Annotated in this window: 26 protein-coding genes and 2 pseudogenes; 15 read left to right on the forward strand and 13 right to left on the reverse strand. The window is 66.6% G+C overall.

The genetic code is table 11. The annotated features are described in order from the left end of the window. Positions 1–75: 75 nt before the first annotated feature. The 11 genes and pseudogenes from DI005_RS28460 to DI005_RS28510 form a co-directional block, all read right to left on the reverse strand. The gene (locus tag DI005_RS28460; protein ID WP_113644184.1) at positions 76–1,482 is read right to left on the reverse strand and encodes an NADH-quinone oxidoreductase subunit N; all 1,407 of its coding nucleotides are present in this window, start codon (positions 1,480–1,482) and stop codon (positions 76–78) included. A 13-nt stretch (positions 1,483–1,495) separates the two neighbouring features. Then, a complete protein-coding gene (locus DI005_RS28465) occupies positions 1,496–2,983 on the reverse strand; it encodes a NuoM family protein (RefSeq protein WP_113644185.1) in 1,488 nt (495 codons plus the stop codon). A gap of 25 nt (positions 2,984–3,008) precedes the next feature. Then, complete coding sequence (locus DI005_RS28470; protein ID WP_113644186.1) at positions 3,009–4,862, reverse strand: proton-conducting transporter membrane subunit; 1,854 nt, start codon at positions 4,860–4,862, stop codon at positions 3,009–3,011. A gap of 3 nt (positions 4,863–4,865) precedes the next feature. Continuing rightward, positions 4,866–5,171: an NADH-quinone oxidoreductase subunit NuoK gene (nuoK, locus tag DI005_RS28475; protein WP_113644187.1), complete on the reverse strand. Its 306-nt coding sequence runs from the start codon at positions 5,169–5,171 to the stop codon at positions 4,866–4,868. Continuing rightward, the gene (locus DI005_RS28480; protein ID WP_113644188.1) at positions 5,168–5,731 is read right to left on the reverse strand and encodes an NADH-quinone oxidoreductase subunit J; all 564 of its coding nucleotides are present in this window, start codon (positions 5,729–5,731) and stop codon (positions 5,168–5,170) included. The genes nuoK and DI005_RS28480 overlap by 4 nt, the downstream gene beginning before the upstream one ends. Positions 5,732–5,742: 11 nt before the next feature. Further along, positions 5,743–6,624, reverse strand: a complete 882-nt coding sequence (locus DI005_RS28485; RefSeq protein WP_233520349.1) for a complex I subunit 1 family protein — start codon at positions 6,622–6,624, stop codon at positions 5,743–5,745. Positions 6,625–6,655: 31 nt separating this feature from the next. Continuing rightward, entirely contained in the window at positions 6,656–7,603 is a 948-nt protein-coding gene (locus DI005_RS28490) for a hypothetical protein (RefSeq protein ID WP_233520342.1), read from the reverse strand. Positions 7,604–7,827: 224 nt separating this feature from the next. Beyond that, positions 7,828–8,175 carry an NADH-quinone oxidoreductase subunit A gene (locus DI005_RS28495; RefSeq protein WP_110344140.1) on the reverse strand — a complete coding sequence of 116 codons (348 nt, stop codon included), beginning with the start codon at positions 8,173–8,175 and terminating at the stop codon, positions 7,828–7,830. Between the two features lie 199 nt (positions 8,176–8,374). Further along, a complete protein-coding gene (locus DI005_RS28500) occupies positions 8,375–8,923 on the reverse strand; it encodes a carboxymuconolactone decarboxylase family protein (protein ID WP_113644191.1) in 549 nt (182 codons plus the stop codon). After that, positions 8,923–10,306, reverse strand: a pseudogene (locus DI005_RS28505) (MFS transporter); the annotation flags it as partial. The gene DI005_RS28500 and the pseudogene DI005_RS28505, both read right to left, overlap by 1 nt. A 397-nt stretch (positions 10,307–10,703) precedes the next feature. Then, a complete protein-coding gene (locus DI005_RS28510) occupies positions 10,704–10,952 on the reverse strand; it encodes a ferredoxin (protein ID WP_113644192.1) in 249 nt (82 codons plus the stop codon). Between the two features lie 132 nt (positions 10,953–11,084). On the opposite strand from DI005_RS28510, the gene DI005_RS28515 reads away from it, so the two are divergent. The 15 genes and pseudogenes from DI005_RS28515 to DI005_RS28575 all read left to right on the forward strand — a co-directional run bounded on the left by DI005_RS28515 (position 11,085) and on the right by DI005_RS28575 (position 25,323). Continuing rightward, positions 11,085–11,366 carry a metal-sensitive transcriptional regulator gene (locus DI005_RS28515; protein WP_110343997.1) on the forward strand — a complete coding sequence of 94 codons (282 nt, stop codon included), beginning with the start codon at positions 11,085–11,087 and terminating at the stop codon, positions 11,364–11,366. A 19-nt stretch (positions 11,367–11,385) separates the two neighbouring features. Beyond that, positions 11,386–11,592 carry a heavy-metal-associated domain-containing protein gene (locus tag DI005_RS28520; protein ID WP_110343996.1) on the forward strand — a complete coding sequence of 69 codons (207 nt, stop codon included), beginning with the start codon at positions 11,386–11,388 and terminating at the stop codon, positions 11,590–11,592. A gap of 28 nt (positions 11,593–11,620) precedes the next feature. Beyond that, the gene (locus DI005_RS28525; protein ID WP_113644193.1) at positions 11,621–12,574 is read left to right on the forward strand and encodes a hypothetical protein; all 954 of its coding nucleotides are present in this window, start codon (positions 11,621–11,623) and stop codon (positions 12,572–12,574) included. A gap of 28 nt (positions 12,575–12,602) precedes the next feature. Further along, complete coding sequence (locus tag DI005_RS28530; protein WP_113644207.1) at positions 12,603–14,927, forward strand: cation-translocating P-type ATPase; 2,325 nt, start codon at positions 12,603–12,605, stop codon at positions 14,925–14,927. Between the two features lie 834 nt (positions 14,928–15,761). Further along, entirely contained in the window at positions 15,762–16,616 is an 855-nt protein-coding gene (locus DI005_RS28535) for a class I SAM-dependent methyltransferase (protein WP_233520343.1), read from the forward strand. Positions 16,617–16,877: 261 nt separating this feature from the next. Then, the gene (locus tag DI005_RS28540) at positions 16,878–17,399 is read left to right on the forward strand and encodes a VanZ family protein (protein WP_158559915.1); all 522 of its coding nucleotides are present in this window, start codon (positions 16,878–16,880) and stop codon (positions 17,397–17,399) included. Between the two features lie 312 nt (positions 17,400–17,711). Further along, positions 17,712–18,542 carry a M23 family metallopeptidase gene (locus DI005_RS39535; RefSeq protein ID WP_113644196.1) on the forward strand — a complete coding sequence of 277 codons (831 nt, stop codon included), beginning with the start codon at positions 17,712–17,714 and terminating at the stop codon, positions 18,540–18,542. Between the two features lie 363 nt (positions 18,543–18,905). After that, positions 18,906–19,058 carry a hypothetical protein gene (locus tag DI005_RS38345; protein WP_158559916.1) on the forward strand — a complete coding sequence of 51 codons (153 nt, stop codon included), beginning with the start codon at positions 18,906–18,908 and terminating at the stop codon, positions 19,056–19,058. After that, positions 19,055–19,564 carry a hypothetical protein gene (locus tag DI005_RS28550; RefSeq protein WP_113644197.1) on the forward strand — a complete coding sequence of 170 codons (510 nt, stop codon included), beginning with the start codon at positions 19,055–19,057 and terminating at the stop codon, positions 19,562–19,564. Before DI005_RS38345 ends, DI005_RS28550 begins: the two co-directional genes overlap by 4 nt. Positions 19,565–20,536: 972 nt before the next feature. Continuing rightward, a complete protein-coding gene (locus tag DI005_RS28555) occupies positions 20,537–21,379 on the forward strand; it encodes an ABC transporter substrate-binding protein (RefSeq protein WP_233520345.1) in 843 nt (280 codons plus the stop codon). 9 nt (positions 21,380–21,388) lie between these two features. Beyond that, positions 21,389–22,036: an amino acid ABC transporter permease gene (locus tag DI005_RS28560; protein WP_110343988.1), complete on the forward strand. Its 648-nt coding sequence runs from the start codon at positions 21,389–21,391 to the stop codon at positions 22,034–22,036. Continuing rightward, the gene (locus tag DI005_RS28565; protein ID WP_110343987.1) at positions 22,033–22,845 is read left to right on the forward strand and encodes an amino acid ABC transporter ATP-binding protein; all 813 of its coding nucleotides are present in this window, start codon (positions 22,033–22,035) and stop codon (positions 22,843–22,845) included. Before DI005_RS28560 ends, DI005_RS28565 begins: the two co-directional genes overlap by 4 nt. Beyond that, positions 22,842–24,044 (forward strand): aminotransferase class V-fold PLP-dependent enzyme, encoded by a 1,203-nt coding sequence (locus tag DI005_RS28570; RefSeq protein WP_113644198.1) that lies wholly within the window; start codon positions 22,842–22,844, stop codon positions 24,042–24,044. Before DI005_RS28565 ends, DI005_RS28570 begins: the two co-directional genes overlap by 4 nt. 243 nt (positions 24,045–24,287) lie before the next feature. Further along, positions 24,288–24,710: pseudogene (locus DI005_RS39775) on the forward strand (apolipoprotein N-acyltransferase); the annotation flags it as partial. 52 nt (positions 24,711–24,762) lie between these two features. Next, complete coding sequence (locus DI005_RS28575) at positions 24,763–25,323, forward strand: hypothetical protein (RefSeq protein ID WP_113644199.1); 561 nt, start codon at positions 24,763–24,765, stop codon at positions 25,321–25,323. Here DI005_RS28575 and DI005_RS28580 read toward each other — a convergent pair. Continuing rightward, the gene (locus DI005_RS28580; protein ID WP_113644200.1) at positions 25,289–26,245 is read right to left on the reverse strand and encodes a M56 family metallopeptidase; all 957 of its coding nucleotides are present in this window, start codon (positions 26,243–26,245) and stop codon (positions 25,289–25,291) included. The two genes, DI005_RS28575 and DI005_RS28580, sit on opposite strands and share 35 nt — an antisense overlap. After that, positions 26,242–26,604, reverse strand: coding sequence for a BlaI/MecI/CopY family transcriptional regulator (locus DI005_RS28585; RefSeq protein ID WP_113644201.1), 363 nt, complete (start codon positions 26,602–26,604; stop codon positions 26,242–26,244). Before DI005_RS28585 ends, DI005_RS28580 begins: the two co-directional genes overlap by 4 nt. Positions 26,605–26,796: the final 192 nt, after the last annotated feature.

Consider the following 26,796-nt stretch of genomic DNA (forward strand, 5'->3'; position numbering starts at 1 on the left):
CGGTGGTCAATGGCAACTTAACACTACGGGGGTAGGGTATCAAGGGATTGGCGCGGCCCTGTTTCGGCGGAATGCTTAGCTGATGAGGATGTTGCCTTGGAAGACTGCGAGGATCGGGCCGGCGAGGATGCCGACGGCGATGGAGGCCGGTGCGGCGAGGTAGGCCGTGGTCGCCGCCCGGGGTTCGGCGTGTTCGATGGTTGTGGGGTTGGAGCGCATGGCGGGCGCGATCCATCGGAGGTAATAGAACACGCTGGCGGCGGTGTTGACGGCGGCGAGGACGACCAGCCAGACGAAACCGGCGTCGAAGGCGGCGGTGAAGACGGTGAGCTTGCCGGCGAACACGCCGGTTGGTGGCGTCCCGACGAGACCGAGCAGGCAGATGGTGAGGCCTAGCGCCAGCCAGGGTTGGTGGCGCCGCAGGCCGGTGTAGTCGGTGAGCGTGCGCGCGCCGGGCAGCGCGCAGACTACCGCGAACGCGCCGAGGTTGGTCACGGCGTAGGCGGCGAGGTAGAGCAGCAGGCTGGGGAGCGCGAGTGTGCTGCGTCCGGCGGCGGCGACGGCCATCAGGAGATAGCCGATCTGGCTGATAGTGGAGTAGGCGAGCAGGCGGCGTACGTCGCTCTGGAAGAACGCCGCGAGGTTGCCCAGAGTCATTGTGGCCGCAGCGAGGACAGCGAACAGAAGTGGCCAGTCGAGTGAGGCCAAGCCTAGTGGAGCGGCGACGAGCCGGTAGAGCGCCACGGCAGCGCCGATCTTGGGGATGGTGGTGACGATAGCACCGACCGGTGGCCGCGCGCCCTGCGTGACGTCCGGGACCCAGAACTGGGCAGGCACGGCGCCCGCCTTGAACAGCAGGCTGGCGATGACGGCGATGACGCCGACGGCTGCGGCGGCCGTCGGCGCGTCCGGTATTCCATCGGCGAGCGTGGGGTAGTCGGTTCCGCCGCTGAGGCCGGTCAGCAGCATGATGCCGAACAGCATGGTGACGCCGAGCAGTGCGCCGAGCAGGTAGAACTTCAGGCCGGCCTCGGTGCCGGGGGAGTCCTTGGCGAACGCGGCCAGCGCGTAGAGCGGAACACTGGCCAGGAGATAGGCGGCACCGAGCAAGAGAAGGTCGTTGGTACCGGCGAGGATGACGGTGCCGAGCGCGCTGAGCAGGAGCAGGACGACGAACTCGGTTTCGCGCTTGTGGCTGCGGACGTCCGCAGTCAGGCCGAGCACGAACAGCACGGACACGAGCACGACGGCCCGGGTGGCGTTGGTGGCGATGTCGACGGAATAGCTGCCTTCGAACACAGCCGTGCTCGGCTCCAGCCAGTCGAGCACAGTGGACGCGAGCCCGGCGAGGCAGGCGAGTGCGGCGAGAACATGGATCAGCCACTGGCGTCGGCGGGGCAGGTAGGAGCCGATGAGCAGCCCGAGCACGGCGCTGGCAGCGACGAAGATCTCGGGCAGGAGCAGGCCGAGCTCCTGGGTCATCATTCCTTCCATGTCAGCGGCTCACCAGGTCGCCGAGGGTGCGGGCCGCGGGTTCGATGACGTCGAGTAGGAATCGCGGGAACAGGCCGAGTACGACGGCCAGCACCATCAGCGGCGCGATCGAAATGGTTTCGGGGGCGGTGAGATCGGTGGTGCCGCCTGCGGCTCGTGGCGGGCCGAGGAAGATGCGCTGATAGGCGCGGAGGAAGAGGGCCGCGCTGATGAGAATGCCGAGGAAGGCCAAGGCCGTGGCGACGGGCGTCGCCCCGAGCGAGCCGGTGAAGATCTGGAACTCGGCGATGAAGCCGGAGAACCCAGGCAGCCCCAGGGAGGCGAAGGCTGCGATCGCGGTGAGCCCGGCGAACCGGGGTGCGCTGGCGGCGAGCCCGCCATACGAGCCCATGTCGTAGGTGTGTCCCCGTTCGTAGAGGACACCGGCGAGCAGGAACAGCGCACCGGTGATCAGGCCGTGGCTGACCATCTGCGTGACGGCTCCGGCGACGGCGAGGTCGTGGGCCTGCGCGTTTGACGTGGCGATGAGCCCGGCCGCGCCGATGGCGAGGATGATGTAGCCCATGTGGTTCACGGAGGTGTAGGCGATCATCCGCTTGAAATCGCGTTGCGCCAGCGCTACCAGCGCACCGTAGAGCACACTGAGCACACCCACGATCACGATCACCCAGGCGTAGCGTCGCCACGTGTCGGGCAAGAGCGGCATCGCGATGCGCACGAAGCCGTAGGTGCCCAGCTTCAGCAGGACACCGGCGAGGATCGCGGACCCCGCTGCCGGGGCTTCGGTATGGGCTGGTGGCAGCCACGTGTGGAACGGCACGGTTGGCGTCTTGATCGCCAGGCCGACGACGAGCGCGAGCAGCACCAGCGTTCCGGCGACGCCCTGTCCTGCCAAGGGGTTCTGTTCAGCAAGCTGGGCGATGTCGAAGGTGTGGGGCTCGGCGGAGAGGTAGAGCCCGATGAACCCGAGCAGCAGCGCGAGCGAGCCGACGAACGTGTAGAGGAAGAACTTCAGTGCCGCCCGGGCCGCCCCGTTGTGTCCCCACCCGGCGATGACGAAGTACATACCCACGATGGACAGATCGAAGAAAACGAAGAACAGGATCAGGTCCAGGGAGACGAACAGGCCGAGGCACACCGTTTCCAGGAAGAGGAACAGCGCGGCGAACGAGCGGATGCGCTGAGTCTGGCGTAGTGAGTAGATCGCACAGGCCAAGAACAGCACGGCGGTGAGCGCCACCAGCGGCAGGCTCAGTCCGTCCACGCCGAGGTGATATCCCGAGCTGACGCTGGGGATCCACCGGCGGTTGACCTCGTAGGCGTAGCCCGGTGCCGCGGGGTCGTAGCTGACCCACACCCCGAGCACGAGGACGAGTTCCACGGCGCTGGCGGCGATCCAGGTCCAACGGACCGCGTTGTCGCCGAGCCGTGGGAGGGCCAGCAACCCGGCGGCGACGGCCACGGGCAAGAACACGATGATGCTGAGCACGCCTACCTCACGTTCGATCCGGTGTTCATCCGAGCACCACCAGCAGGACAACGAGCGCGGCGAGGGCCACGATGGCCTGCGCGTAGTAGTGATGGAGCTGGCCGGTCTGGGGGCGCCGGGCCGACCGTCCCAAGCGGCGGAAACCGTGGGCTACCGCGCGGACGACGCCGTCGACGGACCACTCGACGCGGGCGTCGACCGCGCGCGCCACCGAGGAGCCCACCGCGACCGCGGCGCGCACGCCGCCGTCGATGACCCGGTCGTCGAACCGGGCCAGCGCTACGGCGGCGGCCCGGGTCGGCGCCGCGATCAGGCTGCGTCCCGCCGCCTCAAGCCCGAGCCATCCAGCCCATGGTTCGCGTGCCGGGACGTCGCCGCGACGGCGGACGACCGCGGCAACAGCGCCCGCGGTGGCCAGGGCGACGACCGCGGAAACCACCAGCTCCCACCACGTCGCGGCTGCGTCGCCGGTCGTGGAGACGAAGCCGGCGAAGGTGTCCCAGACGGCGGGGACGGCGAGAACACCCAGGGCGGCCGCCCCGGCGGCGAGCGGTGGCAGCGCGCTGCGCTGCCACGCATTAAGCCGGCCGGTGGCGAGCTGCTCGACGTGCCCCGCCGCGCCAGGATCGGGAGCTGACCACACGATCGCCACGGCACGACCGGCATAGGCGGCGCTGAGCGCCGCGGCGGCGAGCCCGACCAGATACAGCGGCGTGGCTTCCTGCAGCGCCACGGCGAGCACCTGGTCCTTGCTCGCCCAGATCGACAAGGGCGGGATCCCGGCCAGCGTCACGGCTCCGGCGGTGAAGGTCACGCCGACGACCGGGTACCGACGGGCGACGCCGCGAAGTGCTGGCAGGTTTTTGGTGCCCAATGCGGTCAGCCAGGCCCCAGCGGCGAGGAACAGCAGGCTTTTGGTCAGCGCGTGCGCCACGAGCTGTCCGCTCCCGGCGGCGACCCCGCCCGCTCCTGCGGCGAGCACCATGAATCCGACCTGGGAGCAGGTGGAGGCGGCCAGCAGTTGCTTGAGATCGCTCTGCACCACGGCCACGGCCCCAAGCGCCAACGCGGTCAGGGCGCCAGTCCACGCCACCAGCACACTCGCCCACGGGGTGGCACCGAGTAGCGGCTCAAGGCGCAGCAACAGGTAGGCGCCGGCGGCGACCATCGTTGCCGAGTGCAAGAGGGCGGACACGGAGCTGGGGCCGTCCATGGCGCGAGACAGCCAGAAGCTGAACGGCAGCTGAGCTGACTTGCCGAGCGTCGCCAGCACCACACCCGCGGCCACGACGTCCCGCCACCCGTCCGGCAACCCGGCCAGCTCGTCGAGGGCGAGCCCGCCCGCGCCCCCGGCGAGTGCCGCTCCCGCCGCCAGGTAGAGCCCGAGGTCGGCGGAGCGGGTGGTCAAAAACGCCACCGTGCCCGAACTGGCCCGCCGGGACTCCCGCCACCAGAAACCGATGAGCGCGTACGAGGCCGCGCCCATCACCTCCCATGCCATCAGCAGCGTGACCAGCGTCGTGGCGGTGACCGTCACCAACATGGCTCCGGCGAAGAGCAACATGAACCCAAAGAACCGCGCCCGCGCCTCCTCCGGGCCGAATTCCCCGACGGCGAAGATCAGCACCGCAAGTAGCACGACGGAGACGATGATGACCATGACCGCGGAAAGGCCGTCGACCCGCAGGCCGAACGACAAACCTTCCACATAGGACGCAGTGACCGCCGGGCGTTGGGCGGTCACGATGGCCGACAGCGCCAGCGTCAGCGCCGCCGCGGCGATCGCGCCGGGCACGGCGAGCGAATCCGCGCGCCTGCCACACACCAGCAGCAGGCTGCCGACCGCCAGCGGAACTCCGATCAGGAACCACAGCGTCATGTCTTAGCCCTTCAGATCCGCGGCCATGTCGGTCATGTCCACGTCTCTGGCCCGGAACACCGCTGTTGTCACGGCAAACCCGGCCGCCATCTCGATCGCCATCGCTGTGATGGCCAGGACAATGACGACCTGCCCGTCAGGGCGATCGGGCGCGGTGAAGTACCAGAATGCCGCGCCACCTACGATCACGGCATTGATCATCAACTCAAGGCCCATCATGATCATGACGATGGACTGTTGGGAGAGCGCACCGTAGAGGCCGACGCTGAACAGTGCGGCCGCGAGGAGCAAATACTCTTGCAGACTCACCTGCCGACACCTCCTCGGACGGGGTCGTCGGGGCGATCGCGGTCCAGCCGGTCGCCGTAGCGTTCGTAGCGGCCCCGGTGTGTGGCCAGGACGACCGTGGCGACGATCGTGGCGAACAGGGCGAGCCCAAGAACGATCATCATCAGCATCTTCGGCCCCATCAGCGCCTCACCCAGGGCCATAGTCGGATCCTCCGGCTGCGGCGCGGACGATGTTGGCCAGTCGATGAGGTAGATCCCGGTCGCCAGGACTGCGAAAGTGCCGATAGCGATCGCCAGCGCACCTTTTTGGTTGTGCACCATGGTCATCGGCATCAAGCCGGCGGGATTCATCATGTACATCAGCATGAAGACCACCATGATGACCATCTCCATGATCATCATGAGGATGACCAGCACTCCGAGATATGTCAGGTCCGCGAGGAGCACGGTGCCGGCTGCGAAGAGGAATGACGCCAGCAGCGCGAACGTCGCGCGGGCCATTGAGTCGACGCGAAACACCGCGACGCCGGTGATCACCGATCCGGCCGCGCACAACCAGAACACGATCTCACGCCACATCGAGCACCTCCTCAGATGACCACAAGGGATACGAACAGCGCCTGCAACAGCGTCGCCGGAATCAGCACCATCCAGGAGATCTCTTCGAACCGTTCCATCCGGATCGTCGGGACCCTGCGGCCCGCCCACACCAATGCGGCCAGCACAAGTGCTGTCTTGACCAGCGTCCACAGCCAGTCCGGAAGAAGGGGCCCGGCGCCGCCACCGAGGAACAGCGGCACGGCCATCGCTGCCCCGGAGACCAAGAGGACCCATCGTCCCGCGACAAACACGAGCCTGTCCACGCCGGACAACTCGGCCAAAACGCCCCCGGCGACGTCACCGCTCACGGCGTGGTTGAACGGTCCGGAGAACGCCATCGCCAGCACCGAGAGCAGGTAGACGGCGAAGGCGACCGGCATCCACACGACGAACCACAGGTCTTGCTGGGCTGCGACGATATCGGCGACCCGCAGCGAACCGGCACCGAGCGCCGCGGTGGTCAGTACGAACATGTGCGGTAGTTCGTACGCCAGGCCTTGTGCGACGAACCGGTACCCACCCACCAGACTGAACGCTGAGTTGGCGCCCCACCCCGCCAGCCACACCGCCGCCCACGCGACGATCTCCATCGCGTTGAACCACACCACACCTGCCGAGAGATCTCCGACTGCCCACTGCCCCAGGGGAGTGACCAGCGAGGCGAGCACCGCGGCCACCAGCAGCACCATGCCCGCTGCGCGCCACAGCAGCGTGTCGGCGGCCAGCGTGCGCCGACGCTGTTGCACGAGCAGCCCGGCCGCGGAGCGCAGCGGAGCGAGAGCAGCCGACTGAGGTGCGGTCACCCCGGCGGCCCGGGCGGCGAGGGTGGCGTCGAACGCCGCTGCGCCCACGGCGAACAACCCCAAAATCACTGGCAAGAGCAGCACTCCCCAGGCTGTCGTCTCAACCATGATGAGCCTCGCGCACGGTGAGCATGTCGGTGTCGAGGTCCAGGCTCGCGACGATCAGCCGCGCCGTGGCCAGCTCGCGGCCCTCCAGCACGCTGGGGAGGACATCGACGGCCCACGGCGTGCCGTCAGCCACATCCGGGGATGCGACTGACGTCTTGGGGTCGGCCAGCGAGTCGACCCAACGGTAGAGACGGGTCAGTGCATCTCCCGCGAGTGCCCTCGGCGTGGAGGGCTTGTCTGGCACCTGTCCCACCCCGGTCAGTAGCCACGGCAGCGTGCGGGAGCGGCGCACCTGCCTGCCCCACCTCCGGATGGGGCCCGCGATCTCGGCTTGCGGCGTCCCAGTCAGCACCTGATCCCGCAGACGTCGCGCGACAGCGGCGGCATCCGCCCAGCCAGCGATCGCGAGCAGGGCAGCGCTCGCGTCCAACCACCTGGCCTTCAGGGGGCGCCCCGGGCGCAGCCAGAATGCGTCTCCCCGGGCATCGCCTATGCCGAGCACTTCGACCGCTGCCTGCTGAATGACATCGCCTTGTAGTTTCGTGCGCACGACGAGCCCGGGCGGCCAGAGCGGCAGTAGCGGACCGAGCGGTACGTGCAGCTGGTCGAGAGTGAGCCCATCCCGATCGTCCGCCCGGTCGGCCATCGGCACGCCGCCCGCCAGCTGCATGCCATCCATGTCGTGTCCGTGATGACCGTGGTGCTCGTGGTGACCATGTTGCTGTTGGTCTTGCTCCGCGTGTCCGCTGCCGGACGGCGCACTGTGATGTGAACGATGTTCGGCATGGCTTCCGTGTTCTTGCCTGCCGGCCTCCGATTCAGGGCGATCACCGGCGGACAGGGCCTCGGTCGCCTGTTTGTGCTGGTAATCGACGTTGTGCAGGGCGCTGACCGCCACGTCGAGCTCACGCGGTGCGTCGTTCGCGGCCTGCACGTCCACCCGTGTGCGGGGTGCGGGTATGAGGCCCCATAGCTGTTCGGCAAAGGGCTCGAGCGCATGCCCGGCGACACCTGCAACGACGAGTATGTTCGCCTCTGCGGGACTGAACGCCGTACCCCACGCCCGTTCCCTCACACAGCGCTCGACGGCCAGCCGTGCCTCCGTGCCACCAGGTACGGTGACCACCAGGGGCCGGGGTGGCATCGTCCTCAGCAGCCACCTGCTCAGCTCCACCGCAACGCCCCTTCTCGCCAGGCATAGGTCACACCGGCGAAGAGAATTCCCAGGAAAACGAACATCTCCACCACGGCGGTCATGCCTTCCTCGGCGACCACGAGCGTCCACGGGTACATGAACACCATTTCCATGTCGAACGCCAGGAAGATCATCGTCAGCGTGTACCAGCGAACGTGATATCGCGACACGGCATGTTCGGCGGGCGCGTGCCCGGACAGGAACGGACGTACGTCCCTGAGGGTGCTGCCCAATCGGAGGAGGAAGGCGACACCGTAAAGGCCAGCGATGATGCCGATGATGACCACGGCCAGGAGAAACGCATTGCCGACGTTCACGGCGACTCACACCTCCCGCGCTCGGCTGGTTCTAGGACGGCCGACCGCCCTCCTACTACCCGTGATCGCAGAGCGTATGCGCGGCGTTGCCGCCTTGCCACTCCAAAATATGCCGCTACGGGGTACGGGTAAAGCTAACATGGCTGCCACCGGCACGCGTGTAGGCAGTACCAGTGGCAGCCGCTCGTGGCGGCACGCGTCAACGAGCTCGAGGCGCGCCGGCCGGTTCCTCGGCCGCGGGTTCGATGCCCGCGACCAGGTTGAAGGCGCCGGTGAGCAGGTTGAGTGCAACCAGGCCGACAACATCGGCGATCACGCGGTCGCTCCAGCCGTGGGCACGCAGGTCGGCCACATCCCCATCGGCAATCGCGGAAGGCTCGGCCAGCACCCGGACCGCGAAAGCGACCAGGGCTGCTGCGCGGCGATCCGTCGCTGTGCCCGCACGGGCGAGCGCGATGTCGGCCTCGCTCAAACCGGCCGCCCTAGCGCCTTCGGTGTGGGCGGCCAGGCATGTGGCGCATCCGATCCACTCCTGCGTCGCGAGCGCGAGCTTCTCGCTGAGTGCGCGAGGCACCTTCATTCGTTTCAATGCCCGGGAGAAATCCAAGTAGCCCTGCAGCAGTGCGGGCGAGTGGGCCATGGTGCGGACCATGTCGCCCGCGGAGCCATGGCGATCGAGGATCGCGGTGAGTAACTCGGTGGACTTCTCGGGCGCTTCGGCCGGACCGAGTGCGCGCAACCGTCGCATCACGCTGCCGCCTTCCTGCGGAGGGTGGCGCCCGCGGTCAGCGCACCCGCGACGGCGATCGCCGCAGTACCGATGAAGGCCGCGGAAAGTCCGGTGGTGACTGCGCCGGTGCTCCCAAGTTCGTTGGCGCCGAACGAGGTGGCCACGGCTGTCATCGCGGCCAGCCCTAGTGCGGAGCCGATTTGGTAGCTGGTGTTGACGATTCCCGAAGCGAGTCCGCCTTCCTCTGGGCGGGCACTTGAGATGGCCGTGCCCAGTGACGGAACGAACGCCAGTGCCATGCCGAGGGCGGCGACGAGTGATGCTGGGAGCACGGCCGCCCAGAAGGTGCCATCTGGCCGCGCCAGCGAGAGCCAGAACAGTCCGAGCGCCAACACGAGTAGGCCGCTCACGATCATGGGTTTCGCTCCGATGCGCGCCATCACGCGCGGAGCCGCCGCAACCATGATGAGCAGGATGACCGTGGTCATCGGCAGCAGGGCCGAACCGCTCGCGAAGGCGCCGAGGCCGAGAACCTGCTGCAGGTAGAGGTTGAGGAAGAACCACATGGGGATCCATGCCGCACCCAGCAACAGCTGGGCGACGTTGGCGGCGCCCAGGTCCGGTGTTCGGAAGATGCCCAGGCGCACCAGTGGGGCGCTCTTCCTGGCCTGGATGACCAGGAACGCTGCCAGGAGCCCGATCGCGATTATCAGGCTGACCACGGTGCCCCCTGAGCCCCAGCCGAGCTCGGGAGCTCGGACGATGGCGTAGACGGCCACAGAGAGGCCCGCGGTGACGGTCACGGCACCGAGCAGGTCGGTGGCGCCACGCCGTGCGGCCGCCTTGGGCATCAGGCAGGGGCGACGGCCAAAGCGAACAGGGCGATCGGGATGTTGATGTAGAAGACCCACGGCCAGCTGACGTACTCGGTAATGACGCCGCCGAGGAACACGCCCGCCGTGCCACCAGCGGGCGCGGCGGCCCCGTAAAGCGAGAGGGCCTTGGCCAGCTCTCGGGGCTCGCTCCCGAAGAGCATCATCAGCAGGGTCAGGGCCGAGGGTGCGATGAGCGCGGCCCCGGCGCCCTGCAGCGCGCGGCCGGTGAGCTCGACCCAGACTTCGCCTGCGGCACCGGCTACCGCCGATCCGGCGAGCAGGACCGCCCACCCGGTCATGAAGATTCGGCGGGCGCCCAGCAGGTCCGAAAGTCTCCCGCCGAGCAGCAGTAAGCCGCCGAAGGCGATGACGTAGGCGTTGAAAACCCAGGACAGGTTCTCCGGCGAGAAGCCCAGGTCGGACTGTATCCGGGGTAACGCGACTCCGATGATCGAGGTGTCCATGATCACCACGAACTGTGCTGCGGCGATGAGCGTCAGCGCCACCAACGCCGTCTTGTCGGCCGGCCTGATGTCGTTGTAGCACATCATGTACTCCATACCAGTTAGGGGTATACATCCGCTGCGAAGCTAGCACCGCTCGGCTATATACGCTAGGGGGGTATTGAGGGGCCTTGACGTCAGTCGGGCTTGATGCAGTGCTGAGTACGGGACACAGCCACGGTCGCTCGGATGGATGTCAGGCGACCTCGGCGCTTCACGCCGGCTTATAGCAATGGCAGCAGAGTTCGACAGCACAGTTTTACCGCCGCCTCGCCGGATACCAACCAGTCGCCGACCCGGGCGCTTCGGTGCGTTCTCCACAGTTCTTTCATGTCGCAGCCCTTATCTGGTGGAGTTCTCGGTGGCGCATGGGCAGTCGCTGACCTCGGCTCGCACCTATCGTGTGGGTACGACCTGCGCCTATCGTCGTGGGCCGTTGCTTCCCTGTTGTCTGCTCGCTCGCCCGCATCCTGCCTCGCGGTTCTCGACGATCTGGATCGCTTGCGCTGGGCATTGCTGAGCGGCGCGGACAGCGTTCTCCCGCTCGGCTTCGTCGGGCGCGGGGTCGAACTGGGTGTAGCCGTGATCGTCGACCCAAAAGATCTTCGGAGCCGTCAGTGCGCAGACGGCATGGCTGTCGCACTTCTCGAAGTCGATGGTGACCCGCATCGCTCATCCTTTCAATTGACTGCCGTACCCCCCTACGGTATACATGAACTGGTCGACGGGTCCAGTCGCGCCTCTCCTAGATACGGGTAAGGGGTAAGATGGGGGCTCATCGACGCAGGTAAGGAGAGAACAATGCGGGGATACACCGGTGACAGGGACGGCTACCTCAAGCGGCTGCGCCGCATCGAGGGTCAGATCCGGGGCTTGCAGCGGATGGTCGAGAGCGATGAGTACTGCATCGACATCCTGACGCAGATCGCGGCGGCTACCAAGGCGCTGCAGGCGGTGTCCCTCGGGCTGATGGACGAACATCTCAAGCACTGCGTGGCCGAGGCGATCGCCGAGGGTGGCGAGACTGCGGACGCAAAAGTGCGCGAGGCGAGCGACGCTATCGCCCGACTTGTCCGTTCTTGATGCAGAAAGGTGAAGACGGATGGCTCAGCAGACCTACACCGTGACCGGCATGACCTGCGAGCACTGCGTGCGTTCGGTGACCGAGGAGGTCGGGGCCCTTAGCGGGGTGACCGACGTGGCCGTGGACCTGCCCACGGGCGAGGTCACTGTGACCAGCGACCAGGAGCTCGGCGTGGACGACGTGCGCGCCGCTGTTGAAGAGGCCGGATACAAGCTGACCGCCTGACGCGGGCAGCGGAGCAGACAGGAACGTCATGAACACTGCAGGGAAGCTCTCCGCCTACGGTGTAGCCCTTGCCCTCGTCGCCGCTGGCGCGTGGGCGGTCGGCACCGCTGTCGGTCCCCTCACCAGCGAAGCTGGCCCGTCCGGTGGCGAGGACGCCGGGCACGGGGACACACACAGCGGCACCGTCGCGGAGGCCACGCAACCCGACGAGCCCGCGGGGCTCGCATCGTCCAGGGGCGGTTACACCCTCACGCCCACCAACACGACGCTGACCCCGGGGACCACCAACCAGTTCTCCTTCCAGATCACCGGGCCCGACGGCGAGCCGGTCACCCGTTTCGAGGTCGAACACGAAAAGCGCATGCACCTCATCGTGGTGCGCCGCGACACGGCAGGGTTCCAGCACGTCCACCCGCAGATGAGGGCCGATGGCACCTGGACGGTGCCCCTGAACGTCACCCAGGCGGGTAGCTACCGAGCGTTTGCTGACTTCGCCCCAACGGGAGGCGAGGGCACGACCCTCGGGGCCGATCTGGCCGTGCCGGGTGACTTCGCGCCAGTCAGCTACGAGTCATCGCGAATAGCCGAGGTCGACGGGTACCGGGTGCGCCTCGACGGCGATCTCGTGCCGGGGCAGACCTCAAAGGTGACGCTCACCGTCACCAAGGACGGCAAGGACGTCACCAACCTGCAGCCCTACCTAGGCGCCTACGGGCACCTGGTCGCGCTACGCGGCGGGGACCTCGCCTACCTGCACGTCCACCCGGACGGTGAACCAGGCGACGGGACCACAAAGCCCGGGCCGGGAATCACCTTCTACGCGGAAGTGCCCTCCGCTGGTGCCTACCGGCTGTTCCTGGACTTCCAGCACGAAGGCAAGGTCCACACCGCCGCGTTCACCGTGAGCAGTACCGGGACCACGGAGGCTCCCAGCCAGCCGCCAGCGCCGGGGACCGGTGGCGGCCATGGCGGCCACGGCTGACCAGCGACCACGGAAGGAAAACACCACGATGACTTCTGACCTGCACGAATCCCAGCAGGCTCCCGGTCGCGATATCGAACTGGCGATCGGCGGCATGACCTGCGCGTCGTGCGCGATGCGCATCGAACGCAAACTCAACAAGCTCGACGGCGTCACCGCCACGGTCAACTACGCCACCGAGAAGGCCAAGGTCAGCTTCCCCAGCGATCTCGACCCAAACATGCTCGTCGAACAGGTCGAGGCGGCAGGCTACTCGGCGGCGCTGCCGCAGCCGAAGAAGGCCGAACCAGCGACGGAGCCGACCACCGAGCAGGACGATCCGACCCAGTCCCTGCGGCACCGCCTGATCGGTTCGCTGGTGTTGTCGGTGCCCGTGATCGCGTTGGCCATGGTCCCGGCGCTGCAGTTCACCTACTGGCAGTGGGTCTCGCTGACACTGGCGGCGCCGGTCGTGGTATGGGGGGCCTGGCCGTTCCACAGGGCGGCGTGGGCGAACCTGAGGCATGGTGCGGCGACGATGGACACGCTCATCTCGATGGGCACGCTGGCCGCCTTCGGCTGGTCGCTGTACGCGCTGCTGCTCGGCAGCGCCGGCGAACCGGGCATGACCCACCCGTTCGAGCTCACCATTCAGCGCATCAGCGGCGACGGCAACATCTACCTCGAGGTCGCCGCAGGGGTAACCACGTTCATCCTTGCCGGACGCTACTTCGAGGCGCGCTCGAAACGACGCGCCGGCGCCGCGCTGCGAGCGTTGCTCGAACTCGGGGCGAAGGACGTGGCGGTGCTACGCAACGGCCGGGAGGAGCGCATCCCCACCGATCACCTGGCGGTGGGAGACCACTTCGTCGTCCGGCCTGGCGAGAAGATCGCCACGGACGGGGTCATCGAGGAGGGCAACTCCGCGGTCGACGCGAGCATGCTCACCGGCGAGTCGGTGCCCGTCGAAGTCAGCCCTGGTGACACCGTCGTGGGTGCGACCGTGAACTCGGGTGGCAGGCTCGTCGTGCGGGCCACCCGCGTCGGCACGGACACGCAGCTGGCGCAGATGGCGAAGCTGGTCGAGGACGCGCAGACCGGGAAGGCAGCGGTGCAGCGGCTGGCCGACCGCATCTCCGCAGTGTTCGTTCCCATCGTCATAGCCCTTGCCGTCGGGACCTTGGCGTTCTGGCTCGGTACGGGCGGCGCCGTGTCGGCCGCCTTCACGGCCGCGGTCGCGGTGCTGATCATCGCGTGCCCCTGCGCGCTGGGCCTGGCGACCCCCACGGCGCTTCTGGTCGGCACCGGGCGGGGTGCCCAGCTGGGCATCCTGATCAAGGGCCCGGAAGTGCTGGAGTCGACTCGGCGCATCGACACGATCGTGCTGGACAAGACGGGCACCGTGACCACCGGCAAGATGGCGTTGGCCGACGTGCACGTCGCCGACGGCGTCGACAGCGACGACGTCCTGCGCTTGGCCGGTGCCTTGGAGGATGCCTCGGAACACCCGATCGCGCAGGCCATCGCCAGGGGCGCGAGGGAGAAGGTGGGGGAGTTGCCCGCCGTTGACGAGTTCACCAACGTCGAAGGTCTCGGCGTGCAGGGGATCGTCGACGGCCGCGCCGTGCTCGTTGGTCGCACCGCGCTCCTCGAAGAGTGGAGCCAGCACCTGACGTCCGAGCTGGCGGAGGCGAAGGCGGCAGCCGAGCGGGAGGGCAAGACAGCGGTGGCGGTGGGCTGGGACGGGCAGGCCCGCGCAGTTCTCGTGGTCGCCGACACCGTCAAGCCCACGTCGGCCGAGGCCATCGCCCAGCTACGCGAGCTCGGACTCACCCCCGTCCTGCTCACCGGTGACAACGAGGCCGTCGCGCGCACGGTAGCCGCCGAAGTCGGCATCGACGAGGTGGTCGCCGAGGTCCTCCCCAAGGATAAGGTGGACGTCGTCAAGCGCTTGCAGTCCGAGGGCAAGGTCGTGGCTATGGTCGGCGACGGCATCAACGACGCCGCCGCGCTCGCGCAGGCTGACCTCGGGCTGGCGATGGGCACAGGCACCGATGTCGCCATCGAGGCCAGCGACCTCACGCTGGTGCGCGGGGACCTCCGGGTCGCGGCGGACGCGATCCGGCTGTCGCGGACGACCCTGCGCACCATCAAGGGCAACCTGTTCTGGGCCTTCGCGTACAACGTGGCTGCCCTGCCGCTGGCTGCCGTGGGGCTGCTGAACCCTATGATCGCGGGCGCCGCCATGGCGTTCAGCTCGGTGTTTGTGGTGAGCAACAGCCTCCGCCTGAAGCGGTTCCGCAGCGCCATCACCGATGCCGCAGCAGCACACGGCGAGACGGAAGTGACCGTCAAGGAGCCGGTTGCCGCCTGAGCAATCCAAACCGCTCTCAGCCTCGTCGGCGCTCACCGCGCACGTGCACGGTGAGCGCCGACGGCATTGAGTTGTGCACCATCGGTTTGGCAGGGACCTGACGTCCTGATGAGGTCGGCGTACATCCAGGTGCATTTGCCATCGGACATGGGGGCTGCTGACTGACGTACTATGCCTTGCTGGCCATCGGCGCGAGCCGGGCCGAGTGCTGAACGTGAGTTGAGAGACCCAGCGACCCCTGCCTGTGGCCGCTCTCTCGCAATGCCACTGAGGCAGCTCGTCAGCCTCGTTGTGGCCGATGCTCAGCCGGGTGTGGTCGTGGATCGCATCAGCCGGCGCAATGGTGTTGGCGTCGCGTTCGCTCAGTGGCTGTGACGTCGTGGTTGATACCGACGGCTCACCAGTGCCACGCCGAGCAGAAACAGCAGTCCGCCCACTGGGTAGCCGGTCAACAGGTCCTGCAAGCCGGTGGTCGGGAGAAAATGCAGGTTGCCTAGGTGTGCAACCTTCGCCGGTACCCCGGCGTGTAGCTCACCTTCTGTGGCTGGCGGAGCCGTGATGCGGCCTTCTTCGGCACGGTCCCGGATCCTCTCGTGACGGCTTCCCGCGAGATATACTATCACTAATAGTATATCTCGGGGTCCGAGGCGTGTGGAGGCGTAGACAGTTGCGAGATGGCTGTAACGGGCCAGTGTGCTCGCCCGACTATCTACTATCAATCCTAGTCCTATTGATAATAGTAGTTACGGCGGCTTAGAGCATCGACTGTGCAGGCACCGGGCCTGTTCGAGACGGCGCGGCGGACGTGCTACGCGGATCACGATGGAGGCAGGTGTGCCCATCCCCGGCGGGAGACGCCTCGGTTTGGCCAACCGCGCGGCACGCTCGGCCGCAGTCGCAAGTCAATACCAGGATGCGGCCGAGGCCGCGGGATACGTCGCCGCGCACGACGGCTGGGGGCCAACTGCGCGGTACTTCCACTCTCGGCTGCACGTCGTGCAGGAACTCCTGAAAGACTGCCCTGGCGGTGACCTCCTCGATGCCGGATGTGGTCCGGGCATGCTCGTACGCCGACTGCTCGACACGCGCGCAGAGAAGTTCCACATTACGGCGTGCGACAGGTCCCCCGCCATGATCGAGGCCGTCGTCGACAGGACGTTCGATGCAACCAATGTCGAACTGGTGGTGGCGTCTATCGAGGACATGCCTGTCGGCGACGCAAGCTTCGACGTGGTCGTCGCCATGGGCGTGCTGGAGTACACGGACCTGCCGCGCGCTTTGCGAGAGCTGTCCCGCGTCGTCCGCCCGGGTGGACTCATGCTGGTCACCATGCTTAATCCGGCCAGCCCGTATCGGCTCTTCGAATGGGGTGTCTACTGGCCGGCACTCCGGCTTCTCGGTCGCCTTGAGCGGCGACTGGGCGTACCGGCTGCGAACCGCCACGGCGCGCGAGTTTCCGGCATTCGCGCGGTCGGTGCGAAAACGTTGCGGCGAATGTTGCATCAGGTTGGAATGCAGCCGGAGGACGTCGTCTACTACGACCTCACGCCCCTCGTGCCACCACTCGACAGGCTGGCCCGGCGGTGGGCACGGCGATGGCGCGACCATCCGGAGAGGACGGCGAGTCGTGGAACCCGCCGGTGGATGGGAACCGGCTATCTAGTGGCCGCTCGGCGTCCTCTCGTGTGAGCGACGGCCATCATCAAGGGCATGGTGACAATTCGAAGGCTTTGCCCACCTCGGCTTCTTCCGTGCACGGCCGCCGCAGCCTCGCCACCGGGCGGTCAACCTTGCTGCACTAGCGTTCTGCGGCACTCGCGTCCACCAGTGTCGAAACGTAAAGCGGTGTCGCCGACGATGTAGCACGTCCGCCATCGTTAGTTTCCGAGACCGCCATTCACGGCACGATCTCGCGGTGGGTACCCGGCTGGCCGACGGTGAGGAGTGACGGTGACGGTTTTCGGGGGCCACGTGCCCCTTTCTGTCTGGACGCTGGCAGTTCTGGTCGTTGGCACGCTCGTCAGCGTGCTACTCGCCCGGCAACTGGCTCGGCGCACCAACTGGTCCTTTAGGGCCACCTTGGTGACACTCTTGCTGTTCACTGCGGCACTGGCAGTCACCCTCACGCCTGGCGCCGAGCAGCATCGAAACGGTGTGCTGGCCTGCCTGCCGGATGATTTCACGGATTTGACCCGCGAAATCCTGCATTCTGGGGGTGGTGTTGCCGGTGACCTGCTCAACCTCGTCCTGCTTCTTCCTCTCGCGGGGGCGATCGTCGTAACGACTCGCCGGGTCCTGCCCGGCGTGGCGCTCGCACTTCTGTTGCCATTGGTCATCGAGGCGGCGCAGACGCAGCTCGCAGGTAGGTATTGCAGCCTGTCCGACCTGGTCGCCAATATCAGCGGTGCGCTGCTCGGTGTGGCGTTCGGCAGTTTTGTGCTCCGGCGCGTCGGCGACCGAGGGGGCTGGTAGTAGCTCGGACCGGCCACGCTCCGACGTGCCCTTGCACCATCGACCACCGGTCAGCGGTAGTCCCATGGGCCGCGTGACGAAGCGGGCCGCGCCGTGCTGGTGCTTCGAGCTACCGACACCGTGAGAACCGACTGCCAGTCTGCCGGGTCGATCCACAGCGGTCGTGATGGGCGGGGAGAGGCGGTGGGCGTGGCCTCAAAGCTGACCCCACAAACCTACTATGCAGGATAGTGATAACGTTCGCGCAACGAAGCAGGCCCGCTTCGGCAACCCGACCCCGACCCGAAGAGGCAACGCGTGCCCCGACATCGCATGCCCCGGCCAGCCGGCCATGAGCACAACTTGATACCCGTCCCTCCAGGCAGCCGCACCGTGCCAACGCGGCGCTCAGCGGCGACGACCCGCCGCGGGCCCACCTCGAACCTGCGGGCGGCAACGGTCCTCCTGAGTGTCGCCGCTGGGGCTGGAAGTGCGGCGCTCCAGCTCCTGGCCGGGTCGCCGCCAACCCAGCACGAACCTCGCGTCAACCTTCTCGCTGACGTCAACAGCGAGGTCAGCACAGCCGCCACCGCCACAGGCATCGGGGGCCCCACGGCAGGCTCCGGGCCACTGGTACTTTCTGCTCCCAGTCGGTCTGCTCGTGACGAGGTCAGGCTGCTGGACAGGGCGGAGCAGGCCAGAAAGGACCGCATCGCCCGCGAGGAGGCGGAACGGCAACGGCGCGCGCGGGAGGCTGCGGAGGAGGAGGCGCGGCATCGGGTAGTCGCGCCAGTTCAAGGCACGATTACGTCAAACTACGGGCCGCGTTGGGGCACCACCCACTACGGCCTGGACATCGCGAACGTGACCGGCACGCCGATCGTCGCGCCGATGCGGGGGGTAGTGCTCGATGCCGGTCCCGCCAGCGGTTTCGGGCTGTGGGTGCGCATCCAGCACGAGGACGGCACCATCACTGTCTACGGCCACATCAACTCCTACGCGGTAAGTGTAGGGCAGCAAGTCGAGGCCGGTGAGGTGATCGCCGAGGTCGGGAACACGGGCAACTCCACCGGTCCGCACCTGCACTTCGAGGTCTGGGACCCGTCCAGTCGGAAGATTGACCCGCTCGCCTGGCTGCAAGAAGGCGGAGCGAACATCGGCTAGCCAGACACGCCCTCCGTCGCTGCCTCACTGGGTGATGTCACATATTGCTCTCGGGTTTGGCCTAGGTACCCCTACGGCGTATTTTACCGCTCCGCTGATGGACCGCTCTGGTGCGATTGTCCTGTCGTCGCGTGGTTTGTGGTCGACGCCGCGCTGAGACTGCCGGTGCAGCAGAATGAGGCGTCCCAGATTGTCGCTCGGCGCTCCGTTTACGTGCCCGCAGGTGCTGGTGAACGGTCCGCCGGTGAGTATCTCGCGGGCGCGGGGCTCATCAGCGTCGGCGCGGCGCTGATTGGTGGGCGGTCGCCGGAGTCCGACGTCGCCGGGCAGTCCCCGACCAGGTACTATGATAGATCGTAGATCGTGGACGACGGCATGGAGCGAGGCCTGGTGCGGATGGGGTTGCTGCGGATTCCGCCTGAGCCTGCCTCGGCGCAAGGCGTGCTCGCGCACTTCGGTGTCGTGGTGGCCGAGGTGATCAGCGGCTCTGGCATGATCACGTCGAGGCCAACATGACTCGAGCGAACTTCCTGAACCAGCAAGCCGCCGCCGAGCCGGCCACCGCGCCGGTCCGAGCCTGGCGATGGCGGCGAGGGATTCTCGCGGCTACGCTCAGCGCGGCAGTTGTCGGCGTGCCCACTGATGTCATCGACACGCTGTGGTTCACCCGGATGACTCCCGTCCGCTGGTGGGAGTATCCGGTGCTGACTCTGACAGCTGTACTGACCGGCCTGTGGTTCGCGATCGTCCGCGAGGCGATCGATGAGCGTGGGCGAAGCGGTGTGCTCGGCTCCTCGCTGCTGTCGGCCTTCGCAGTCGGCTGCCCTCTTTGTAACAAGATCGTCTTGGGCATGCTCGGCGTGTCCGGTGCGTTGGGCGTGTGGGCGCCGATCCAGCCTGCCTTGGCCGGTATGTCCGTCGCCGCGCTCGGTGCGGCTGTACTGGTGCGCTGGCGTCGGCGGGCCTGCACGCCCGCAGGCTGCACGGCTGATGAGCGTGTATTACAGCAACCCCATCAGTGAGGCGCTCACACCTCTGAACTCGGTGGAACAGGACCACGGGTCCGAGCGGAACCGTCGGCGGCTCTCCGGTGAGCAGGTCAAGTGGCTGCGACCGTCACGTCGTCGGCTGCCGACGGCGTGCCGCAAATACGTCTCTGACAGTGGGGATCGACAGGTGTCTCGGCCAAGTCGAGGACTCCCGTGGTGACGCCTACCGGATCGGACATGGCGTGCGGGCGTACCGGACCAAGGGGCCGTCATCGGAAGTCCGGCCACCCTTGCCACACTCGCGACTGCGTGCGTGAGGTGTAGCCGTCCATTTGGTGTGTGCCCGGCCCGAAGGGTGAGATTGACCGCGTGTCTGAAGTGTTCGCGGTCTATACGCAGGACCGTCTACAGCGAATGTCTCCGCGCCGTATCGGGAAGCTTAGCTGGCGGACGACAAGCGCCCCATACGCGACCGCCGCTGTCAGACAAAGCTCGGTCGGAGGCGCCCGGCAGCGTTACCGCGTCGCCGATTGACCGCACCATCCCGGCGGCGGGATCAACGCTTGGGCGGAACCTGGCCGAGTGGCCGTGCGATCGGTTGTTCCCGTGTCGGCGTGCGACCACGACGCCCTCGGCGAAGTGCAGGAACCCGATCGTGCGTACCGACGGTGTCGGTCATCGGCTACCCGCGTCAGAGCGGCAATACTAAATCAGATAGTAACGACGCGCAATCCGCTGAAAGAGGCCCGATCTCGGCCTTGCTGTTGCGCTCGAGTTACGCCTCCGTACGCCTCCCGTTCGCCCATTGACGACATACCCAACGGGGGCATAGTGTTCACTCGCTCGAGTGACGTAGTTAGCCATTACCACAACTCGCCACTGACAAGGTCAGATCCGCGGGCGGTCGTCGACACCGACGCCACCTGGCCTGACCACGGCGAAGGCCGGCTCGGCGTTGCCGCGGGCCGCTTCGTCCAGCGGCTTTCACCCGCAGATGGAGGCGTTATGGGAATGTCACATATCCGGCGGCCGTTCAAGGCCGCGGTCTCGCTAGTTGCCGTCGTTGTCAGTGGAGTGCTCGTGGCTTGCTCCAGCGGGAGTTCCGGTGACGTCCTGCAGCAGGTGCGCGACAACGGCACCTTGCGCGTGGCGCTCACGCAGGCGAATCCACCGTGGAACTTCCTCGATGCCTCGGGGCAGCCAGTCGGTTACGACGTCGACGTGGCACGTGAGGTGGCCCGGCGGATCGGTGTTGACAACGTCGAGTTCGTCGCGTCGAACTTCCAGAGCTTCATCGAGGGCGTCCGGGCGGGGCGGTTTGACATCGTCATCTCCGGCCAGACGGTGACCGACGAACGGAAACAGCAGGTCGACTTTTCGAGTCCCTACCAGGTCAACGGTGTCTCGATCTTCACCGCGTCGTCCACGAACTCGATCGACTCGCTCGAAGATCTACGAGGAAAGGTCATCGCCGTCTCGGCCGGAACCACGCAAGAGAAGTTCGCCAGCGAGGAGGTCCCTGATGCCCAGGTGAAGACGTACCAGAATGCAACGCTGGGCCTGACCGACCTGGGGCGCGGCAACGCAGACGCCATGCTGGTTTCCCGCTTCCAGGGTAGCTACCTGGCTAAGCAGAACGGCCTGCACGTCAAGCCAGTCGGGCCCCTGTTGGAGAGCGAGGTCAACGCCATGTCCTTCCGGAAGGGCTCAGCCGAGTTCAAGAAGGAGATCGACAAAGCAATTGCCGACATGATTGAGGACGGGTCCCTGACAAAGATATCCCGCAAGTGGCTGGGTGGCCTGGACATGGTGGAAGAGCTCAAGGAACTGCAGCCGGAACAGAGCTAGGAGCAATCGATGGACATGCTGGTTGACTCGTTCCCCATGCTCCTCCGGGGCCTGGGTATCACCCTGCTGCTCGGCGTAGTGTCCTTTGTACTGGGTTCTGCTCTCGGCGCCTTGGTCGCCCTGGCGCGTATTTCCGCATTCCGCGTCCTCAGGGGTTCTGCGATCATGTATGTCTCGATCTTTCGGGGAACCCCGCTGCTCATTCAGATCATGATCATCTACTTTGGTCTGCCGCAGCTTGGCGTACAGCTGGAACCAATTCCGTCGGCGATCCTTGCGTTGAGTCTGTTTGCCGGAGCCTACCTCAGTGAGAACTTCAGAGGCGGCATTCTCGGTGTGGACAAAGGGCAGTGGGAAGCCGCCTCGTCCATCGGTATGCCGTACTGGCGCACGTTCCGCAGGATCATCTTCCCGCAGGCGATCAGGATCGCCACCCCGGCCGTTGGCGGCCGGTTCATCGCGCTGATGAAGGACACCTCGCTAGCGTCAGTGGTTACCGTTGTCGAACTGACTCGCGTCGCGGAGAGCATCGGCAACGCGAACTTCCGGTACATGGAGGCGTTCCTGATGATCGGTGCCATGTACTGGCTTATCAACACGCTGTTGTCGGTCGGGCAGGGGATGCTCGAACGGCGACTGGGAAAGGCGTACGCATGACAAAGCCCCCGATCGAACTCACCGGCATCCACAAAGCCTTCGGCGAACTTGAGGTCCTGCGCGGCGTCGATCTCTCGGTCGAGCGAGGTGAGGTCGTCGTACTCATGGGGCCATCCGGTTCTGGAAAGACCACTCTCGTGCGATGCATGAACCTGCTCGAGGAACCCGACTCCGGACACGTGCGCATCTGTGACTGCGCGTTCTCCTGCGGCGCTAGCCGTGACGGACGCGGCCGGGCACGGCTGATGCAGCGAGCACGGCAGCAAACCGGCATGGTTTTCCAGCAGTTCAACCTCTTCCCCCATATGACCGCACTGGGCAACGTGATCGAAGGCCCCCGACAGGTGCGGAAGCTACCGACCGCCGAAGCGATCGCACTCGGGGAGCGCCTATTGGACCGAGTTGGACTGGCCGACAAGCGCGATGTCCATCCGTCTCGACTGTCCGGGGGGCAGAAGCAGCGGGTGGCGATCGCGCGTGCGCTGGCTATGGAGCCGGAGGTCGTGCTCTTCGACGAACCGACTTCCGCCCTCGACCCAGAGTTGCACGCCGAGGTGCTGGAGGTTATCCAGGAGCTTGCTGGCGATGGCATGACAATGGTGATCGTTACCCACGAGACACACTTCGCGCGGGAGGTAGCTGACCGGATCGTATTCATGGACGGTGGAGTGGTCGTCGAGGACGCAACGGCCGAAGCGTTCTTTACGCGTCCGTCGAAGGAGCGGGTGCGCACGTTCCTCAGGCTCGTCGATCACTCCGGCGCGGTGGTCGACGCTCCGGCACCGCGTGTGGGGGAAGAGGCGGTATGACGGCGCTGGCGATCGATGCCTTTGATGTGGAGACTGCGCGGCGAGAGACACCAGGTTGCAGCAACGTCGTGCACTTCAACAACGCGGGTGCCTCACTGATGCCCGCGTCTGTGCTGGACAGTACCGTCTCGCATCTGAGGCTGGAGGCGCGTATCGGGGGCTACGAGGCGGCCGCGGAGGCCGCCGCGACCATCGATGCGGCCTATGCCTCTGCGGCATGTCTCCTCGGCTGCGAGCCCAGCGAGATCGCTGTGCTCGACAGCGCCACTCGTGCCTGGGATATGGCGTTCTACTCGATTCCGTTCAGGGCCGGCGATCGGATCCTGACCAGCGAGGCCGAGTACGGCAGCAACTTCATCGCATACCTCCAGCTTGCCGCCCGCTACGATCTCAAGGTCGAGGTGGTCGCCAACGACGAATCCGGGCAGATCTCCGTGCCACGGTTGCGTGAGCTGATTGACGAGCGGGTACGGCTGATCTCGTTGACCCACGTGCCGACCAACTGCGGCCTTGTCAATCCAGCCGCCGAAGTCGGCAAAGTCGCGCGGGAGGCCGGTGTGCTCTATCTGCTTGATGCGTGTCAGTCCGCGGGGCAGATGCCGCTCGATGTCGGTGAGATCGGCTGCGACCTGCTATCACTGACGGGACGCAAGTACCTTCGCGGCCCACGAGGCACCGGCTTACTCTACGTCCGCCAGGACCTGCTCGATCAACTCTCGCCACCGATGCTGGACCTGCATGCGGCCACCTGGACAGCCCGAGATGAGTACCGCATGCGGCCGGACGCCCGCCGGTTCGAGTCGTGGGAGTGCAACTATGCGGCCAAGATCGGGCTGGGAACAGCCATTGATTACGCCCTTGGCTGGGGCTTGGACCGCATCCGCGAGCGGGTGTACATGTTGGCCGACGAACTGCGTGCACGGCTGGAGGAGTTGCCCGGAGTAAAGCTCCGCGACGTGGGTGCCGAACGTTGCGGGATCGTGGCCTTCACCGTGGACGGCGTCGCCCCGGCCGATGTCAAGCAACGCCTCGCCACCCGAGGGATCAATGTCAGCGTGTCGCGCGCTCCCTCGACGAGGGTGGACATGGAGAACAGAGGACTCGATGAGCTGGTACGCGCCTCGGTGCACTACTACAACACCCAACGAGAGATCAGGTCCCTGTGCGATGCCGTGAGAAGGGCAACATCGACGGGGTGACCCAGTAGCTGTCGAGCGGATCAGTCGACGCGCTGCCAAGCTCCCGGGCATGTGCCCGGGCGGGCCGGGATCACCCGGCAGCATCGAGGAGAGGGTTACTCGGCCGGCTAGTGTCCAGACCAAGTTACTATCTGTAATAGTAGTAGTGGTGCTAGAAGGGCTGGGCGGGTGGCTGTGGAGGTTGATTCGCAGGGAGTGAGTCGGCCCGCACGCACATCGCGGTGGTGCTTCTCCGCTCGCGTGGTGGGGACTGCACCTTGGCTTCGCCTTGGTGCGGCTGCAGGCGGCGGCATTGTCCTCTTTGTCGCCTCACCACCCCGACCGCTGTGGTCGCTCGCGACGGTTGCGTTCGCGTTGTTGGTGCTGGCCGTCTCCGGTCGCCCCGTGCGGCATGCATTCGGCGCTGGTGTGGCGTTCGGCGTCACGTACCTTTTGCCGCTACTGCAGTGGCTGGATGATTTCTTGGGGGTTGCCTTCGGCGTCTGGCCATGGTTGGGCCTGGTGGGGTTGGAAGCGTTGTTCTTCGGCCTGATGGGAGCAGGCATGGCGAAGGTCAGCCGACTGCCCATGGCCCCTGTGTGGATGGCCGCGGTCGTCGTGGCTGCGGAGGCGGTGCGCTCACGAGTTCCGTACGGCGGATTCCCGTGGGGGCGCGTCGCATTCACCCAGCCTGAGGGGGATCTTCCTGCCACTCGCGGTAGTGGGTGGAGCGGTTCTGGTGGGCTTCGCCGTGGCGCTCGCCGGCTGCGGACTCGGCGTCGTGGCGCTGCGAATCCGGCAAACACCGCGCCGGTCGATTGCGCCAGGCCTGATCGGTGTGTTACCGGTGCTGGCCGGTTGGCTGGCGGCGTCGTTGATCGAGACCGGGGCGGAGGACGGGATCATGAATGTCGCCGTGGTTCAGGGAAACGCGCCCGACAGCGGCCTCGCGCTCCTGGGCCGGAGTGCGACGGTGCGGGCCAATCATATCGCTCAGGCTAACCAACTTGTCGATGATGTCCGTGCCGGCCGAGGTCCTTCACCCGACCTCGTGATCCTGCCCGAGTCGTCGAACGTGTTCGCGCCCGGACGCGGCGACCCGGACCTCCGCCGCACCGGACAGTTCACCTCGGAGTCGATGGTCGAACAGGTACCGCTGCGGTCGACCACCACGGTGGCGACCAGGCTCGGCAGCACTACCGAATGGGCGATCGTGAGCTTCGCGCTCGTGGCACTGATGGCGGCGGCGTTGCGGCGTCAGCCGGTCACCAGCCATTCGCCGGGCAAGCAACTATGGTGACGCCGAAGAGCAGCGCAGCGCTGGTGAGAAACGGCAATGCGGTGGCCGCCATTCCTGCGATGCCGCAGGCGAGGGCTGCGCGAACGCCACCAGCGGGCTGAGCGGCGTGCTGCAAGCGGGCGAGTCGCAACGTGACAGCGTCCCGTGCCATCGCCAGCGCGACTTCGGGTGTTCCCGGACCTGCGACGCCCAGCAAGGCCGAGCGGACGGCCGACGCTCCGCAGGTGCGGACCGCCGAGACGTCGGCGGCCAGCTCGACAAGCTCACGGAGGGCGGTGTCGGCCTGCTGGAACAGCGGCACGAACGGCATGGTCCGACGCAGGATGCCTGCGATCAGGATCAGGAGATGGTGGCGGCCGCGAAGGTGAGCCCGTTCGTGCGCCAGCACGGCCGCGACGCCTTCAGGCGGAAGATGTCGCCGCAGTCCTTCCGTGGCGACTATGACGCCGGGGCGGTTGCCAAGACTGAACGCCAACGGGCGATCGTGCGCCAGCCACAGCGTCTTCGGGGAGTGGTCGTCGGTGCGGGCAACCAGCCGGAGCACCGCCAGCCGCTCGTGGCTCGCCCGTCGCCACTGGAGGAACTCCCGGACAGCGACGATGGCGAAACGTGCGATCAGGCCCGCGAGTATCGCGGCGCTGAGCACGCCGATGATCTCTTCGAGTTTGGGTGGTGAGCCGTGCTGCAGCGCGGTCCAGCACTGGCTCAGTGCCCAGGTCAGCGGGCTGGGCGCCGCGTGATCCGGTGCCAGGAGCAGCACGACACCCGTGATCCCGGCGAGGGCCACGCCGGACATGGCCAGCAGCCACGCGGCGATCAAGGGCCTGGGATCACGGCGGCGGAGGTCCGCGCGAAGCAGTTGACGCGGAACGAACCACCCCGCGGCAAGTGCTCCCAGGAGCAGCGATACGGCCACGATCATTGGCGGTTAGCCTTAGCGGCCAGCGCGGCGCGCAGGATCTCCGTCTCCCGCTCCGATGCTGAGTTGGCGAAATGTAGGAGCGCAGCTCGCGGGTTACCAGAGGCATCCAGCGCCTCGCGCAACGCTCGAACCGCGGCCTCTTCACGGGTGAACGCCGGGCGGTAGCGGTAGGCCTTGCCATCCCGCTCGCGCTCGGCCCATCCCTTGCGATGGAGATTGTCCAGCACCGTCATGACAGTGGTGTAGGCGAGTTTTCTGTTTACGCTGAGGGTCTCGAGCACGTCGCGAACCTTCACTGGCGACTGGGCGCGCCAGAGCACGTCCATCACAGCGCCTTCCAGATCGCCTAGCCCGAACATCTACCTCACCGCCGTGTGCCGCGAACTCCCTATTCGCCATAGTAGGTTGATCCGGTTGCCGGACCAAGTCACTACTAGGTGATATAGTATCTCCGAGGTTCGGGTGATTGATTCCACGCCTCACCGTCGGCGGCCTTCCTAGCCTGTGCTGCCCGGCGGACGGGGTGCGGGGAACCGGACGCTTTCTCCGCA

Origin of the sequence: Prauserella sp. PE36, assembly GCF_003311655.1 — a bacterium.
GTDB lineage: Bacteria > Actinomycetota > Actinomycetes > Mycobacteriales > Pseudonocardiaceae > Prauserella_A > Prauserella_A endophytica.

Excerpts from the sequence above, each read along its gene's own strand:
- DI005_RS28525 (WP_113644193.1), top strand. The coding sequence starts at position 11,621 with ATGAACACTGCAGGGAAGCTCTCCGCCTACGGTGTAGCCCTTGCCCTC.
- DI005_RS28530 (WP_113644207.1), top strand. The coding sequence starts at position 12,603 with ATGACTTCTGACCTGCACGAATCCCAGCAGGCTCCCGGTCGCGATATC.
- DI005_RS28510 (WP_113644192.1), bottom strand. The coding sequence starts at position 10,952 with ATGCGGGTCACCATCGACTTCGAGAAGTGCGACAGCCATGCCGTCTGC.
- DI005_RS28500 (WP_113644191.1), bottom strand. The coding sequence starts at position 8,923 with ATGCGACGGTTGCGCGCACTCGGTCCGGCCGAAGCGCCCGAGAAGTCC.
- DI005_RS28580 (WP_113644200.1), bottom strand. The coding sequence starts at position 26,245 with ATGATCGTGGCCGTATCGCTGCTCCTGGGAGCACTTGCCGCGGGGTGG.
- DI005_RS28470 (WP_113644186.1), bottom strand. The coding sequence starts at position 4,862 with ATGACGCTGTGGTTCCTGATCGGAGTTCCGCTGGCGGTCGGCAGCCTG.
- DI005_RS28480 (WP_113644188.1), bottom strand. The coding sequence starts at position 5,731 with ATGTGGCGTGAGATCGTGTTCTGGTTGTGCGCGGCCGGATCGGTGATC.
- DI005_RS28460 (WP_113644184.1), bottom strand. The coding sequence starts at position 1,482 with ATGACCCAGGAGCTCGGCCTGCTCCTGCCCGAGATCTTCGTCGCTGCC.
- DI005_RS28555 (WP_233520345.1), top strand. The coding sequence starts at position 20,537 with ATGGGAATGTCACATATCCGGCGGCCGTTCAAGGCCGCGGTCTCGCTA.
- DI005_RS28585 (WP_113644201.1), bottom strand. The coding sequence starts at position 26,604 with ATGTTCGGGCTAGGCGATCTGGAAGGCGCTGTGATGGACGTGCTCTGG.
- DI005_RS28560 (WP_110343988.1), top strand. The coding sequence starts at position 21,389 with ATGGACATGCTGGTTGACTCGTTCCCCATGCTCCTCCGGGGCCTGGGT.
- DI005_RS28515 (WP_110343997.1), top strand. The coding sequence starts at position 11,085 with ATGCGGGGATACACCGGTGACAGGGACGGCTACCTCAAGCGGCTGCGC.
- DI005_RS39535 (WP_113644196.1), top strand. The coding sequence starts at position 17,712 with ATGCCCCGGCCAGCCGGCCATGAGCACAACTTGATACCCGTCCCTCCA.
- DI005_RS28550 (WP_113644197.1), top strand. The coding sequence starts at position 19,055 with ATGACTCGAGCGAACTTCCTGAACCAGCAAGCCGCCGCCGAGCCGGCC.
- DI005_RS28570 (WP_113644198.1), top strand. The coding sequence starts at position 22,842 with ATGACGGCGCTGGCGATCGATGCCTTTGATGTGGAGACTGCGCGGCGA.
- DI005_RS28520 (WP_110343996.1), top strand. The coding sequence starts at position 11,386 with ATGGCTCAGCAGACCTACACCGTGACCGGCATGACCTGCGAGCACTGC.
- DI005_RS28565 (WP_110343987.1), top strand. The coding sequence starts at position 22,033 with ATGACAAAGCCCCCGATCGAACTCACCGGCATCCACAAAGCCTTCGGC.